Genomic DNA, 14770 nt, shown 5'->3' on the forward strand with positions numbered 1-14770 from the left:
CGGGGCGGCGGAGACGGCGCGCGGGGGTGGCGGCGGCGATCGCCGCGGTGTTGGTGGCGGGCGGCGGCACGTGGGCGGTGGCCGAGTGGAACTCCGGAGACGGCGGCGGGGCCGCGGGCGGCGCGCGGGAGGCGGACCCCCGCGCGCTGCGCACCGCGCGGGCCTTCCTCGACCACTGGGCGGCGGGCGACCTGACGAAGGCCGCGGCGCTCACCGACGCGCCGGAGCGGGCCGAGACGACGCTGCGGAACTTCACGGCGGGCCTGGACATCGAGCGCCCGTCCTTCGTGGCCAAGCGGGCCACGGCCGACGGCGACGACGGGGCCAGCGTGCCCTTCGCGGCCAAGCTGCCGATCAGCGGGCTCGGCACCTGGCAGTACCGCTCGGCGCTGCCGCTGGTCCGCGCGGACGGGGGCGCGGGCGGCAAGGGCGACCGGGACGGTGGGGGCGCGGCCGGCTGGCGGGTGCGCTGGGAACTCGGACTGGTCCACCCCAAGCTGACCGACGAGGCGAAGTTCCGCCTGGTGCGCGAGGAGGGCACGGCCAACGTGCTCGACCGCGACGGCGGCAAGCTGTCCGGCACCGACCACCCGTCCGTAGCCCAGGCGCTGGGCGTCGGCGGCGGCACGCCGCGCGGCGCGGTGCAGCTCATCGACCGCGACACCGACGAGGTACGGGGCACCGAGGCCCGGTTCGGCGGGCCGACGAGCGCGCGCGGGCCGGTCCGTACGACGATCGACCCGGCCGTGCAGCGCGCCGCGGAACGTGCGCTGGAGCGGCACGCGAAGGGCCGCAACGCGGGCCTGGTGGCGCTGCGCATCGCCGACGGCGAGGTGGTCGCGGTGGCCAACACGCCCGCCGGCGGCTTCAACCGCGCCTTCCTCGGCACGTACGCGCCCGGCTCGACCATGAAGGTGATCACCTCGGCGGCGCTGCTGACCAAGGGGGCGGTGGCGCCGAACGACGTCGTGGACTGCCCGAAGTACCTGACGGTCGGCAAGCAGTTCCACAACGTGGAGACGTCCGAGATCCGTGGGGCCACCTTCCGCGAGGACTTCATCCACTCGTGCAACACGGCCTTCGTGAGCCTGCGGGACAAGCTCGGGGACCGGGAGCTGACGGAGTTCTCGTCCACGTACTTCGGCATCGGCCAGGAGTGGTTCACCGGCGCGCCGTCCTTCGACGGCGAGGTGCCGGTGCCCGGGGACGAGACGGAGAAGTCGGCCGCGCTGTTCGGGCAGGGCAAGCTGCGGGCGAACCCGCTGGTGATGGCCTCGGCGACGGCCACCGCCGCCTCCGGGACGTTCCGGATGCCGCTGCTGGTGCGCGAGGGCGGCACCGCGCGCGAGGGCGAGGGCCCGCGCACCGAGGAGCTGCCGTCCGACGTGGTGCGCACGCTGCGCTCCCTGATGCGGGACACGGTGACCGACGGGACGGCGAAGGTGCTGGCCGACCTGCCCGGCGAGGTCGGGGCCAAGACGGGGACAGCCGAGGTCACCGAGGAGGGCCCGAACAACGGCTGGCTGGTCGCCTACGACGACGAGATCGCCATCGCCTGCGTCGTTGAGGGCGCCCAGCACGGCTCGGACTCGGCGGGCCCGGTGATCCACGACGTGCTGGCGGCGACGGACTAGCCCGCGAGGGCCGGGCCCGCCGGGCGGGTCTGCCGGGCGGGCCCGGCCGTGGGATACCGGGGCCCGGCCGGGCGGGTTCGGCCGGTCGCGAGGTGCGGCCAGGCACGGGCTCGACCAGGCACGGAACCCGCCGAATTGGTGAGCCGTGGGCCGCCGGGTAGCATGGGTGAGTTGCTCGGCGAGGGAGGCCCTGTTCCGTACAGGCCCATCCGTTATCGACGCGCTCTTCGTAGCAGGTCTGTCGTAGGCCGAGTAACGGCTTCCAGATCCCTTTTCTACGAGGAGTGCAGCAATGGCTGAGGTCAAGGTTCCCGTACAGCTCCGCACCGAGTTCGGCAAGGGCGCCGCCCGCCGTCTCCGCCGCACCGAGCAGGTCCCCGGTGTCATCTACGGCCACGGCGCCGACCCGGTGCACGTCGCGCTGCCGGGCCACGAGCTGATGATGGCGCTCAAGACCCCGAACGTGCTCATCGCGCTCGACCTGAACGGCAAGAAGGAGCTGGTCATCCCCAAGGCGGTGCAGCGTGAGGCCATCCGTGGCTTCCTGGTCCACGTGGACCTGCTGACCGTCAAGAGCGGCGAGAAGGTCACCGTCGACATCCCGATCCACACCGAGGGCGACCTCGCGCCGGGCAGCAACCTGCTGGAGCACCTGCTCAACTCGCTGCCCGTCGAGACCGAGGCCACCCACATCCCGGAGTCGGTCACCGTCTCCGTCGCGGGCCTGGAGTCCGGCCACTCCGTGCTGGCCAAGGACATCACCCTGCCCGCCGGCACCACGCTGGCCGTCGACGAGGACACCGTCGTGCTCCAGGTCGTCGCCGCCCAGGCCGAGGCCCCGGCCGAGTCCGAGGGCGAGGGCGAGGGCTCCGAGGGCTGAGCCCAGGAGCCACCCCGACACCCCCGCGGTGTCACCCCGCACCACACCGCCGCCGCCGTTCCGCCCCGCACCCCGGGTCGGGCCGGCGGCGCGCGGCGTCCGGGGCCCGCGCGGTCAGCGGGCCGCCCGGCCCGCTACGGTCTAACGCGCCCGCCACCCGCGCGGCGCCCCGCACCCCAGCCGCCCCACCTCACCCCACGCACCGGAGAGCACGCAGATGAGTGACACAGACGGCCCCTGGCTCGTGGTGGGCCTGGGCAACCCGGGCCCCGAGTACGCGGCCAACCGGCACAACGTGGGCTTCATGGTGGCCGACCTGCTCGCGGAGCGGATGGGCGGCCGGTTCAAGGCGCACAAGGCCCGGGCCCAGGTCGTGGAGGGACGCGTCGGCCCGCCGGGCCCGGCGAACCGCCGCGTGGTGCTGGCCAAGCCGATGTCGTACATGAACCTCTCGGGCGGCCCGACGGCCGCGCTCAGCGACTTCTACAAGGTGCCCGCCGCGCGGATCATCGCCGTCCACGACGAGTTGGACATCGACTACGGGGCGCTGCGGCTCAAGTGCGGCGGCGGCGACAACGGGCACAACGGGCTCAAGTCCCTCACCAAGTCGTTCGGCCCCGACTACTTCCGGGTCCGCTTCGGCATCGGCCGCCCGCCGGGCCGGATGGACGTGGCGGCGTTCGTGCTCAAGGACTTCTCGTCCACCGAGCGCAAGGAGTTGGACTACTTCGTGGACCGCGCGGCCGACGCGGTGGAGGCGCTGATCCTCGAAGGGCTGGAGCGCGCGCAGAGCACGTACAACTCGTGACGTAGCGCCGGCCACCACCGCCTGCCGGGCCGGCGCACGCCCGTGACCTCGGGCCGAGCCCACCGGGCGGGGGCATAGCGGACATGTGGCCACCGTTGCTACCGAGACGTAACCCGCGCCTTGACGCGGCCGGCCCGCAGGCCCAAGGATCGCCGCCATGGTGCCGACCGGAACGAACTCCGAGCGCACGGCGCACGGCGCGACCCCCGCTTCCGCCCGCGCCCCCGCGTCGGGCCGCGTCCCCGCCCAACGGGGCGCACCCGCCGCCGAGCCGAGGCCCGTTTCCGCGCCGGAGCACGCGCCGGCCGGACCCCGGTCGCGCCCCACTCGCCCGCGCCCCGCGCGCCGTGGCCGGTTGCGCCGGGCCGGCGAGAGCGCGTACGGGCTGCTGCTGCTCGGCCGGCACGTGGTGATGGCCCTGGTCGTGCTGGTGGTGCTGGCGGCCGGGGTGTGGACGTCGTGGGGCACGGCCCAGCACGCGATGCTCACCAAGGGCAAGGAGCGGGGCACGCTCACGGTCGCCGCCTGCCACGACGACTGGTGCACGGGCCCCTTCACGGCGGGCGCCGCGGGCGCGGACCACCCGAAGGTACGCATCGACGCCACCGTCACCGACGGCGAGGGCCAGCGCATCCCGGTGGTCCTCAAACCCGGCACCCACGACGCGGTCCGCACCGGCCTCCCCGGCCTCCTCCACGCCTGGGTCCCCCTGGGCGGCGCCCTCCTCCTCGCCTCCGTCCTCCTCGCCGGCGCCCTCCGCCTCCACCACTCGGCCTGGGCGCTGGGGCTTGCGGGGGTGGGGGTGCTGGGGGCGGCGTTCGTGGTGTTGTGAGGGCGGGGCCGGCTGCGGAGAGGCCACGCCCGCAGCGCCCATAGATGGCGGAATACCCGCACAACCCCTCGCGCGCGGTGCCATAGTCCCGGCATGATCCGCACCCTTTTCCGGCGAAGACGCCCGTGGGGCGCCGCCGCGTTAGTACTCACCGTCGCCGCCGTCCCGCTCACGGCCCAGACGTTCAAGAAGTCCGACAACGCGCCCCGTGCCGCCGCCTGCACCACCTCCACCCCCTTCGTCTCGGGGACCGCCGGCTACCACACCTTCCGCATTCCCGCGCTGGTCCGCGCCGACGGCGCCCTGGTCGCCTTCGCCGAAGCGCGCCGTACCAGCGCCGCGGACCACGGGGACATCGAGGTGGTCAGTCGGCGCTCGACCGACGGTGGGTGTCGCTGGGGGCCGCTCGCCCGGGTCTCGGACAACGGGCGGAACGTGGCCGGCAACCCCGCCCCCGTCGTCGACCCGGCCAGCGGGGACATCGTCCTCCTCACCACCCGGCAGTCGGGCTCGGTGACCCAGCCGGAGATCGAGGCGGGCCGCGTGTCGCCCGGTGACGGCCGGCGCGTGTACGTGCAGCGCAGCGCCGACGCGGGGGCGACCTGGTCCCGGGCCACGGAGATCACCCGGAGCGTGAAGCCGGCCGGGTGGCGCTGGTACGCGACCGGCCCGGGGCACGGCATCGCCCTCACGCGGCGGCACCCGGGGCGGCTCGTGGTGGCCGCCAACCACACCACGGCGCGCGGCTCCGGCGCCCACCTGCTCTACAGCGACGACCACGGCCGGAGCTGGCGCGTCGGCGCCCTCGACCACCACACGGACGGCCGGCTGCGGCCGGACGAGAACGCCGTCGCCGAACTGCCCGACGGCCGGCTCTACGTCAACGCCCGCGACCAGGGCGGCAGCCATCCCGCGACCCGGCTCGACACGTACAGCGCCGACGGCGGCACGCGCTTCACCGCGCCCTTCCAGCCGCGCCCGAAGCTGGTGGCGCCCGTCGTCAAGGGCGCACTGTCGCACGCCGACGACGCCGCCTGCCCGGCCCTGCTCTTCTCCGCGCCCGAACACCCCCGCGAGCGCCGTCATCTGACGGTCCGGCGCAGTACGGACGCCGGCCGCACCTGGGCGCGCGAGGCCGTGGTCGCCGCCGGGCCCGCCGCGTACTCCGATCTCGCCCCGACCGGGCGAAACGGGGTCGCGGTGCTGTACGAGACCGGCGCCACCAGGTCCACCGAGCGGATCGAGTTGCGCCGCCTCACCCTGACGTGCCGCTGAGGCGCGCGGGTCGCGAAGTACGCCGGGGCGTCGGGGCACGGCGCGTCGGGGCCACGGAGCGGCAGGACCGGACGCGGGCCGGACGCGGACCGGGCCGGCCCCCGAGGGGAGCCGGCCCGGTTCGGCTGTCGTACGCGTGTCGTACGCGCGCGCTCAGCCCGTGTTGCGCAGTCCGGCCGCCACGCCGTTGACGGTGAGCAGCAGGGCGCGGGCGAGCAGCGGGTCCGGCTCCTCGCCGCGCTTCGCGGCCTCGCGCTGCCGGTGCAGCAGGGTGACCTGGAGGTAGGAGATCGGGTCCAGGTAGGCGTCCCGGACGCGGAAGGTCCGCTTCAACGCCGGGTTGGTGTCCAGGAGTTCCTTGCCGCCGGTGATGCGCAGCACCTCGCGGACGGTCAGCTCGTGCTCGGCCTCGATGACCGAGAAGACGTGCTTCAACTCGTCGGGCACGAGGGTGTCCACGTAGTGCCGGGCGATGCGCAGGTCGGTCTTGGCGAGCGTCATCTCGACGTTGGACAGGAAGTTCTGGAAGAAGTGCCAGTGCTCGTGCATCTCGTCGATGACGGTGTCGAGCCCGGCCTCGCGGGCGGCCCTGAGCCCGGAGCCGACGCCGAACCAGCCGGGCACGATCTGCCGCGACTGGGTCCAGCCGAACACCCACGGGATGGCCCGCAGCCCGTCGAGACCGGCGCCGCTGTCCGGGCGGCGCGAGGGGCGCGAGCCCAGGTGCAGTTCGGCCAACTGGTCGACGGGGGTGGAGGCGAAGAAGTAGGCGGGCAGGTCCGGGTCGTCCACCAGCGCACGGTACGCGTCGTGCGCCGCGTCCGAGACCGTGTCCATGGTGGCGTCCCAGCGGGCGAGCGCCTCGTCGGACTGGCGCGGCGCGGTGTGCAGCGCGGACGCCTGGAGCGTGGCCGCCACCGTCAGCTCCAGGTTCTCCCGGGCGAGGGAGGGGACCAGGTACTTGTCGGAGATGACCTCGCCCTGCTCGGTCACCTTGATCTCGCCCTCCAGGGTGCCCCAGGGCTGGGCGAGGATCGCGTCGTGGGTGGGGCCGCCGCCGCGCCCGACGGTGCCGCCGCGACCGTGGAAGAGCCGCAGCCGCACGCCGTGCCGGTGCGCGACGTCACGCAGCCGGCGCTGGGCCCGGTGGATCTCCCACTGGCTGGTGGTGATGCCGCCGAACTTGGAGGAGTCCGAGTAGCCGAGCATGACCTCCTGCGCGTCGCCGCGCAGCGCGACCAGGCGTCGGTAGGAGGGGTCGGCCAGCATGTCGTCCAGGATGCGGTCGGCCTCGCGCAGCTCGTCCGTGGTTTCGAGCAGCGGCACGATGCCGATCTTGGCCCAGCCGGCGTGCAGGTCGATCAGCCCGGCCTCGCGGGCGAGCACGGCGGCGGCGAAGACGTCGTCGGCGCCCTGACACATGGAGATGATGTACGACTCGATGACCTCGGGCCCGAACCGCTCGAACGCCTCGCGCACGGTGCGGAACACGCCGAGCGTCTTGGCGCCCGCGGCGTCCAGCGGGGCCGGCGAGGGCGCGAGCGGGCGGCGCGAGCGCAGCTCCTTGGCGAGCAGCTTGCGCCGGTAGTCGCGCGGCATGTCGGCGTACCGCCAGGACTCCTCGCCGAGCCGGTCGAAGAGCTGCCCGAGGGCGTGGTGGTGCGCGTCGGCGTGCTCGCGCACGTCCATCACGGCGAGCTGGAGGCCGAAGGCGGCCAGCGTGCGGATGGTGCGCTCCAGGCGGCCGTCGGCGATGAGCTGGCCGCGGTGCTGGCGCAGCGAGTCCTGGATGAGCTGGAGGTCGGCGAGGAGTTCGGCGGTGCCCAGGTAGTCGCGGCCCGCCTGGTGGGCGGTGCCGGCGGCGAGCCGTTCGCGGGTGTTGATGAGCTTCTGCCGGACGCAGGTGGCCTTGAGGCGGTACGGCTCCTCGGCGTTCAGCCGCTTGTAGCGCGGGCTGATCTCCGGCAGGTGGTCCAGGTCCGCCTGGAGGGAGGCCAGCAGCTCCTCGGTGGCCCCGCCGTTGCGGATGGAGTTGGACAGGGCCGCCCGCAGGTCGTCCACGGCCCGCATGGCGTCGGTGATGCCGTGCTCGTGCTGGAGCAGCAGCACGTCCCAGGTGACCTCGGGGGTGACGTTGGGGTTGCCGTCGCGGTCGCCGCCGATCCAGGTGCCGAAGGTGAGCGGCCGGGTGCCGGCGGGCAGCGGGGAGCCGACGCGCTCCAGCTCGGCGGCGAGGTCCTCCAGGACGTCGCCGACGGCGTTCGCGTGCAGCTCGTCCAGGTAGTAGACGGCGTTGCGGGCCTCGTCGGCGGGCTCGGGCCGGGCCACCCGCAGCTCGTCGGTCTGCCACAGCAGGTCGATGTTCTCGGCCAGCCGCAACTGGGTGCGGCGGCTGTCGCCCTCGTCGGCGAGCCGGTCCAGGAGGGAGGCGACGCGGCGCAGCTTGTTCAGCACGCTGCGGCGGGCGGCCTCGGTGGGGTGTGCGGTGAAGACGGGCCGTACGTTCAGGTGGGCGACGGTCTCCCGCAGGTGCTCGGGGTCGGCGTCCTTGAGCTGGTCGGCGGTGCGGGCGAGGATGCCGCCCTCGGCCGCGCGGTGGGCCCGCAGCTCGCGGCCACGGTGCACCTGCTCGGTGACGTTGGCCAGGTGGAAGTAGGTGGAGAAGGCCCGCACGAGCTTGGCGGCGGTCTCCAGGTCCGTGGCCTCGAGCAGCTCGGCGGCCGACTCGCCCGGCTGGGCTTCGGCGTCCTTGCCCGTCCCGGTGGTACGGGTCAGGGCGCGTACGCGCTCCACGAGGTCGAGGAGGTCGCGACCCTCCTGGCGGACGAGGGTCTCCCCCAGCAGGTCCCCCAGGCGGCGGATGTCCGCCCGAAGGGCTGCGCCCTGCCGGGTGGCGTCCGCGGCGCTCGTGGCACCGTCCGCGGGGTTGGCGTGTTCGGGGGCCAGATGGGCGTTGCTGGCGGTCTCGGCACTGCTCACAGGTGCGGCTCCTCGCGAGTACGAGCACTTTGGGCGATTTTGCGGACCGCGCTGTCCGACCGCACCAGGATAGGACCCCTGGTCGCGGGCGCCGCATCGCCCGTTGTCCACAGCCCCCTTGTCCTAAGTCGCGGCCCTGCCATACTTACGTAGCCGTAGGTTACGTATGCGTAGCCGTTTCCCGACCCCCCTGAGGGAACCCATGACTGCAAGCCCCGACGTGATCGACGACGTGCCAAAAACCCCGGAATCCTCTCTTCCGACCGCGACGCTGGGCGGTGACAGCAAGGGTTCGATCGAGCAGATCACCCTGGTGGTGTTCATCGTCGTCCCCTTCGTCGCCCTGCTGGCGGCGATCCCGCTGGTCTGGGGTTGGGGGGTCAGTTGGCTGGATCTCGGACTGCTGGTCGCGATGTATTACATCGGTTGCCACGGCATCACCATCGGGTTCCACCGGTATTTCACGCACGGTTCATTCAAGGCGAAGCGGCCCCTGCGGATCGCCCTGGCGATCGCCGGCTCGCTGGCCGTCGAGGGCCCGCTGGTCCGCTGGGTCGCCGACCACCGCAAGCACCACAAGTTCTCCGACGCCGAGGGCGACCCGCACTCGCCGTGGCGGTACGGAGAGAGTGTCCCGGCACTCATGAAGGGCCTGTGGTGGGCGCACATCGGCTGGATGTTCAACGAGGAGCAGACCCCGCAGCACAAGTACGCGCCGGACCTGATCAGGGACCCGGCGCTGCGCCGCATCTCCCGCCAGTTCGTGCTGTGGACGCTCGTCTCGCTGAGCCTGCCGCCGCTCGTCGGCGGCCTGGTGACCTGGTCCTGGCAGGGCGCGCTGACGGCCTTCTTCTGGGGCTCGCTGGTGCGGGTCGCGTTGCTGCACCACGTGACGTGGTCGATCAACTCCATCTGCCACGCGGTGGGCAAGCGCCCCTTCAAGTCCCGCGACCGCTCGGGCAACGTGTGGTGGCTGGCGGTGCTCTCCTGCGGCGAGTCCTGGCACAACCTGCACCACGCGGACCCGACGAGCGCCCGGCACGGCGTGCTGCGGGGCCAGATCGACTCCAGCGCCCGCATCATCCGCTGGTTCGAGAAGGCCGGCTGGGCCTATGACGTGCGCTGGCCCACCGAGAACCGGCTCGACGCCCGCCGCACGGACGCCACCGCCGATCGGGTGAGGGAAACCGCCGGCGCGGCATGATGGAGGACGTGGCGATCGACAGCAGTACCAGTAGCAGCAAGAGCCGGTCCGCGAGCGCGGGAGGCCGGCGGGCGCGGCGCGTCCGCATGACGGGCAAGGAGCGCCGCGAGCAACTGCTGGACATCGGTCGCACGCTCTTCGCCGAACGCGGCTTCGAGGGCACCTCGGTGGAGGAGATCGCGGCCAAGGCCGGGGTCTCCAAGCCGGTGGTCTACGAGCACTTCGGCGGCAAGGAAGGGCTGTACGCCGTCGTCGTGGACCGCGAGATGCGCCAACTCCTCGACATGGTGACCAGCGCCCTGACCGCCGGGCACCCCCGCGAACTCCTGGAGCAGGCGGCCTTCGCCCTGCTCGACTACATCGACCAGTACACCGACGGCTTCCGCATCCTGGTGCGCGACTCGCCCGTGGCGCAGTCGACGGGCACCTTCGCCTCGCTGATCAGCGACATCGCCACCCAGGTCGAGGACATCCTGGGCCTGGAGTTCAAGGCCCGCGGCTTCGACGCCAAGCTGGCCCCGCTGTACGCCCAGGCCCTGGTCGGCATGGTGGCCCTCACCGGCCAGTGGTGGCTGGACGTCCGCAGGCCCAAGAAGGCCGAGGTCGCCGCCCACCTGGTGAACCTGGCCTGGCACGGCCTCGACGGCCTGGAGCCCAAACCCCGCCTGATAGGCCACCGCAAGAACTGAGCCCCACCTCGCTGGCCCCGGCCCCGCTCCCCCGCGTCGCGTACGACCGGGGGGGGCGGGGCTTTCGCGTGCTGGGGTCGACCGCTGAAACGGATTGCCTGTCGGGGCCGGCGGCTAGGCTGCGGGGCGCCGAGGAGAAAGGGGCGGGCCGTGCCCAACAGCCCGCTCGACTGGACGCGCCCACCAGCCCAGGGCAGGGACTACGAGCAGGTCAAGAACCTCGACCTGCCCTTCGCATGGGAGCTGGTGGACGGGTCGATCGTGGTCCGGGGCATGACCTGCCAGTGGCACGACACGGTGCGGGACAGGCTGTATTTTTGGCTGGAGAGTGCTAGGCAACGGCCCTTCGCCGTCAACGCGCACCGCTGCGTCCTGGTCGACGCGTACAACCCCCCGAAGCCCGATGTGGTCGTCTTCGACCGCACCGGGCTCGACCCCTTTTCACTGGAGTGTGTACCGGTGGCGGCCGTGGCGCTCGTGGTGGAGGTCGTCTCGCAGGGCTCGCGCCGCGAGGACCGGTTCCGCAAGCCGGCGATGTACGCGGAGGCGGGCGTGCCGTACTTCTGGCGGGTGGAGCGCGGTGAGGACGACGCGCCGGTCGTGTACGAGTTCCACCTGGACGCGCGGACCGGCGTGTACGCCCCCGCCCCGGCGGGCCCCGTGCACACCGACGTGCTGCGCACCGACGTGCCGTACCCGGTCGGGATCGACCTGCGCCGCGTCTTCGACGCGTAGCGCGCGACCCCGCCCGCCCGCCGGCCCGGGCCCCGCACAAAGCCTGGCCGGGGATGCCGCAGCCCGGGGCGTGGTCGTGCGCCGGGCGCCGGGGCGCACTTCCCGCGCGCCGGGCGCATCACGTTCCCGTCCGCGCCCCCGCACCTGCCCGCCCGGGCGGCCGGCCCGGCCGGGTGCCGGGGCCGGCGCTTGCTCAGCGGGGTGCTCAACCGTCCGGGTCGGCCGGCTGGGGTTCGCCGGGCGCGGTCCGGTTCCGGGTCGGCTCCAGGAACTCCAGCCGGTTGCCCACCGGGCCGTGCGTGAAGAAGCGGCGGGGGCCCGGAAGTCCGTCGTCCCAGGTGACCGCGGCCCCGTGGGCTTCGAGACGGCGGGCGAGCGCGTCGATGTCCCGTACCCGCGGGCCGGGGTGGGCCGTGGCCGAGGGACGGAAGCCCGGTTCGACGCCCAGGTGCGGGGCGACCGGGCCGGCCTCGAACCAGCAGCCGCCCCGGGCCGCGAGCGCCGGTGGCTTGGGGACCTCGGTCAGGCCGAGGACGCCCCCGCCGTACGCGCGCAGCGCGTCCTCGCTGCCGGGTGGGGCGCCGAGTCGCACGTGGTCCACCGCGGTGATCATCCGTCCGCCCGGCGGGCCACGACGAAGATGCGGCGGAAGGGGAAGACCGTGCCGTACGGGCCCTGCGGGTACGCCTTGCGCAGCAGGTCCCGGTACTCGGCGAGGAACTCAGCGGTCGTCTCGGGGTCGTCGGCCAGCGCGGTCAGGATCGGACGCAGCGCGGTGCCCTTGACCCAGTCGAGCACGGGGTCCGCGCCGGCGAGCACCTGGACGTAGGTGGTCTCCCAGGCGTCGACCGTGCAGCCGAGGCCGATCAGGCGCTCCAGGTAGGCGGCCGGGCTGAGGATGTGCACGAAGCGGCGGCCCTGCCCGTCGAGGCGGTCCCGCCAGCGCGGGGTGTCGCACAGCTCGCCGAGCAGCGCGTGGCTGGGCGAGACGAAGTTGCCGGGCACCTGGAAGGCGAAGGTGCCGCCCGGGGTGAGGGCGCCCACCCAGGACTCGAAGGACTCGGGGTGGTTCGGCACCCACTGCAGGGCCGCGTTGGAGACGATCAGGTCGTACGGTTCGTCGGGCACCCAGGTGGCGGCGTCGGCGGGCCGAAAATCGAGCCTGCCGCCGCCCTCCGTCGGCCCGGCGTGGGCCTGCGCCTCGCGGAGCATGTCCGTCGAGTTGTCGTACCCGGTGATGTGCGCGGTGGGCCACCGGGTGGCGAGCAGGGCGGTCACGTTGCCCGGGCCGCAGCCCAGGTCAGCTATGCGCGGGGCGGGTGTGGTGGGTCGGGGCGTGGGGCCGTCGGGCGCCCTGTCGGCCGGTGGCGCGGGCAGGTCGGGGATGCGGGCGAGGAGATCGAGGAAGGGGCGCGTGCGGTGGACGGAGTGACGTAAGTACTGTTTCGGGTCCCAGAGCGGCAGTTCGGGCATGTTCGAACCCCCTTGCAGGTTCAGGTCGATCCGAAGCGCAAGGGCGCTTCCCGCCCTTCGATGCCCAAGCATCACGCCAAATATCTCTCGACGTCAAGAGACTTCATATCGACAGACCCACTACACTGATCGACATGGAGGACGAGGTCGATCGGCTGGTCGCGGCGTGGCGGCGGGAACGCCCGGACCTCGACGTGGAGCCGCTGGAGGTGCTGAGCCGCGTGAGCAGGCTCGCCCGGCACCTGGATCGGGCGCGGCGGATCGCCTTCGCCGAGCATCAACTGGAGCCGTGGGAGTTCGACGTACTGACCTCGCTGCGACGCGCCGGGGCTCCGTACCAGCTCTCGCCCGGGCAGTTGCTGACGCAGACGCTGGTCACGTCGGGCACGATGACCAATCGCATCGACCGGCTCGCCAAGAAGGGCCTCGTCGAGCGGCTGCCGGACCCCAGCGACCGGCGCGGGGTGCTGGTGCGGCTGACCGCCGAGGGCCGGGACCGCGCCGATCAGGCGCTGGCCGGGCTGCTCGCCCAGGAGCGGGCCATCCTGGCCGAGCTGTCCGCGGGGCAGCGCCGCGAACTGGCCGGGTTGCTACGCGAGCTGACCGCCCCGTTCGACAACTTCCCCGGCTAGGTCCACCGGGCCGACCCCCGCGCGGCGGGCCAGCGCGACGGCGGCCAGCGTGGAGTGCACGCCCAGCTTGCCGAGCACGTTCTGCATGTGCGTACGGACCGTGTGCGGCGACAGGTACAGCCGCTCGGCGACCGCCTTGCGGCCGAGCCCGGCCACCATGCAGCGCAGCACCTCGCGCTCGCGGGGCGTCAGCGACTCCACCAGGCGCTCGCTCTCGGTGCGGTGCTTGCGGGCCGCGGTCAGCTCGCGCAGCACGCCGGTCAGCAGCGCGGGCGGCAGGTGGGTCTCGTCGCGCAGTACGCCGCGGATGACCGCGAGCAGCCGGGAGAGCGAGCAGTCCTTGGCCACCCAGCCGCTCGCCCCGGCCTGCAGCGCCAGCGCGGCCCGGCGCGGGTCGTCGCGCTCGGCGAGGACCACGGTGCGCACCGCGGGCTGCGCCGTGCGCACCCCGTCGACCAGGGAGATTCCGTCCACCGCGCGCCGCTCGGGGCGCTCGGCCACCCCTTCGGGCAGCCGCTCGGGCCTGGGTGGCGCGATGTCGCTGATGGCGACGCCGAGGTCGGCGTCGACCAGCAACACGTCGAACCGCCGCCCCTCGGCCGATGCCCGCTCCAGGGAACGCATGGCGGCTGGGCCACTGCCGGCCGCCGCGACGTCCACGTCCGGCTCCGCCGCGAGGGCGGCGGCGAGCGACTCGGCGAAGATGCGATGGTCGTCGGCCACCAGAACCCGGATACGTGCCATAGCCACCCCCATGGACTACCCATGTCCCGCGAACGCGGATACGGAGAAAAAGAGAGACGTTGAACGGAGAACGGAAAGCGAGAAACCACGAACCGGTGCGTGCGGAGAACCGTGCGAATGTGCCGTGGACCAGGTGGAGCGCGAGTGAGCGAACAAACAGTGCGGGTACGGCGCCCAGAACTCAAGCCCGCCGGCCGAAACCCACGTGCCCCGCCACCAGTTCCGACGGCCGCCGCCGCACGGAGCCGAAGACGCGGCCCCAGGCGTCGTACCTGCCTGCCTCGCCCCCTGATACGCACCGGCCCCCACCGGCGCTGTGCATCAGCCTACGACCGAGGTCGTGCAACGGAAGCGAAATGACAAAACTGCCCCAGCCAACTGTTTAGGCTGAGCCCTGTGTTCCACATTGAGGATGAAGTCAATCATGACCGAAGAAATGTGATCGAGGAGCGGCTGGAAGACACCAACTCCGCCCGGTCACCCGTCATGCGCGCGCTGCGCGGCACCCCCGCCGACGACGAACGGCCACTTCAGCTCTACGCCCGGGACACGGACGGGGAGTTGGCCGGCGGCCTCGTCGGGTACGCCTGGGGTCACTGGCTGCACGTGGACCTGCTGTGGGTGGACGAGCGGTGGCGCGGCGCGGGCCTCGGCTCGCGGCTGATGGCCGAGGCCGAGCGCAAGGCGCGCGACGAACTGGACTGCGTACACGCCCGGGTGGAGACCTGGGGATTCCAAGCGCCGCGCTTCTACGAGAAGTTGGGCTACAAGATCGTGGGCGTGGTCGAGGACTACCCGCCGGGCGAGACGGACCACCTGCTGGTCAAGCGCATCGCCGACGCGTAGGCAGGGCTGACGCGCAGGCGGGCTAGGGCGAGGGCGGGG

14 protein-coding genes are annotated in these 14770 nt (G+C 73.2%); 10 read left to right on the top strand and 4 right to left on the bottom strand.

Annotated elements, in window-relative coordinates; genetic code table 11:
• The first annotated feature begins 26 nt into the window (after nucleotides 1–26).
• The 5 genes from H7H31_RS11975 to H7H31_RS11995 all read left to right on the top strand — a co-directional run bounded on the left by H7H31_RS11975 (nucleotide 27) and on the right by H7H31_RS11995 (nucleotide 5429).
• Nucleotides 27–1634: a penicillin-binding transpeptidase domain-containing protein gene (locus tag H7H31_RS11975; protein ID WP_232109805.1), complete on the top strand. Its 1608-nt coding sequence runs from the start codon at nucleotides 27–29 to the stop codon at nucleotides 1632–1634.
• Between the two features lie 292 nt (nucleotides 1635–1926).
• Nucleotides 1927–2514, top strand: coding sequence for a 50S ribosomal protein L25/general stress protein Ctc (locus tag H7H31_RS11980; RefSeq protein ID WP_187060104.1), 588 nt, complete (start codon nucleotides 1927–1929; stop codon nucleotides 2512–2514).
• A gap of 217 nt (nucleotides 2515–2731) precedes the next feature.
• The gene (gene pth, locus H7H31_RS11985; protein ID WP_187060105.1) at nucleotides 2732–3322 is read left to right on the top strand and encodes an aminoacyl-tRNA hydrolase; all 591 of its coding nucleotides are present in this window, start codon (nucleotides 2732–2734) and stop codon (nucleotides 3320–3322) included.
• Nucleotides 3323–3479: 157 nt separating this feature from the next.
• On the top strand, nucleotides 3480–4154 hold the full coding sequence (locus tag H7H31_RS11990; RefSeq protein WP_372455957.1) for a hypothetical protein: 675 nt from the start codon (nucleotides 3480–3482) through the stop codon (nucleotides 4152–4154).
• Between the two features lie 93 nt (nucleotides 4155–4247).
• A complete protein-coding gene (locus H7H31_RS11995; RefSeq protein ID WP_187063496.1) occupies nucleotides 4248–5429 on the top strand; it encodes a sialidase family protein in 1182 nt (393 codons plus the stop codon).
• A 153-nt stretch (nucleotides 5430–5582) separates the two neighbouring features.
• Here the strand turns inward: H7H31_RS11995 and ppc are convergent, their stop codons facing one another.
• Nucleotides 5583–8375 carry a phosphoenolpyruvate carboxylase gene (gene ppc / locus H7H31_RS12000; RefSeq protein WP_187063508.1) on the bottom strand — a complete coding sequence of 931 codons (2793 nt, stop codon included), beginning with the start codon at nucleotides 8373–8375 and terminating at the stop codon, nucleotides 5583–5585.
• A gap of 235 nt (nucleotides 8376–8610) precedes the next feature.
• On the opposite strand from ppc, the gene H7H31_RS12005 reads away from it, so the two are divergent.
• The 3 genes from H7H31_RS12005 to H7H31_RS12015 all read left to right on the top strand — a co-directional run bounded on the left by H7H31_RS12005 (nucleotide 8611) and on the right by H7H31_RS12015 (nucleotide 11036).
• The gene (locus tag H7H31_RS12005; protein WP_187063497.1) at nucleotides 8611–9612 is read left to right on the top strand and encodes an acyl-CoA desaturase; all 1002 of its coding nucleotides are present in this window, start codon (nucleotides 8611–8613) and stop codon (nucleotides 9610–9612) included.
• Complete coding sequence (locus H7H31_RS12010) at nucleotides 9612–10301, top strand: TetR/AcrR family transcriptional regulator (protein WP_187063509.1); 690 nt, start codon at nucleotides 9612–9614, stop codon at nucleotides 10299–10301. Before H7H31_RS12005 ends, H7H31_RS12010 begins: the two co-directional genes overlap by 1 nt.
• A gap of 150 nt (nucleotides 10302–10451) precedes the next feature.
• The gene (locus H7H31_RS12015) at nucleotides 10452–11036 is read left to right on the top strand and encodes a Uma2 family endonuclease (protein ID WP_232109806.1); all 585 of its coding nucleotides are present in this window, start codon (nucleotides 10452–10454) and stop codon (nucleotides 11034–11036) included.
• A gap of 205 nt (nucleotides 11037–11241) precedes the next feature.
• Here H7H31_RS12015 and H7H31_RS12020 read toward each other — a convergent pair whose 3' ends face one another.
• Nucleotides 11242–11649 carry a VOC family protein gene (locus tag H7H31_RS12020; protein ID WP_187063498.1) on the bottom strand — a complete coding sequence of 136 codons (408 nt, stop codon included), beginning with the start codon at nucleotides 11647–11649 and terminating at the stop codon, nucleotides 11242–11244.
• Nucleotides 11646–12509: a trans-aconitate 2-methyltransferase gene (locus tag H7H31_RS12025; protein ID WP_187063499.1), complete on the bottom strand. Its 864-nt coding sequence runs from the start codon at nucleotides 12507–12509 to the stop codon at nucleotides 11646–11648. Before H7H31_RS12025 ends, H7H31_RS12020 begins: the two co-directional genes overlap by 4 nt.
• Before the next feature lie 134 nt (nucleotides 12510–12643).
• Here H7H31_RS12025 and H7H31_RS12030 point away from each other — a divergent pair, with 134 nt between their 5' ends.
• Nucleotides 12644–13141, top strand: a complete 498-nt coding sequence (locus H7H31_RS12030; protein ID WP_187063500.1) for a MarR family winged helix-turn-helix transcriptional regulator — start codon at nucleotides 12644–12646, stop codon at nucleotides 13139–13141.
• Here the strand turns inward: H7H31_RS12030 and H7H31_RS12035 are convergent.
• Nucleotides 13100–13885 (bottom strand): response regulator transcription factor, encoded by a 786-nt coding sequence (locus H7H31_RS12035; RefSeq protein WP_176163696.1) that lies wholly within the window; start codon nucleotides 13883–13885, stop codon nucleotides 13100–13102. The genes H7H31_RS12030 and H7H31_RS12035 overlap by 42 nt on opposite strands.
• Before the next feature lie 396 nt (nucleotides 13886–14281).
• Between H7H31_RS12035 and H7H31_RS12040 the strand changes: the two genes are divergently transcribed.
• Nucleotides 14282–14731, top strand: coding sequence for a GNAT family N-acetyltransferase (locus H7H31_RS12040; protein ID WP_187063501.1), 450 nt, complete (start codon nucleotides 14282–14284; stop codon nucleotides 14729–14731).
• Nucleotides 14732–14770: the final 39 nt, after the last annotated feature.

It is taken from the genome of Streptomyces buecherae (assembly GCF_014295035.1).
Lineage (GTDB): Bacteria > Actinomycetota > Actinomycetes > Streptomycetales > Streptomycetaceae > Streptomyces > Streptomyces youssoufiensis.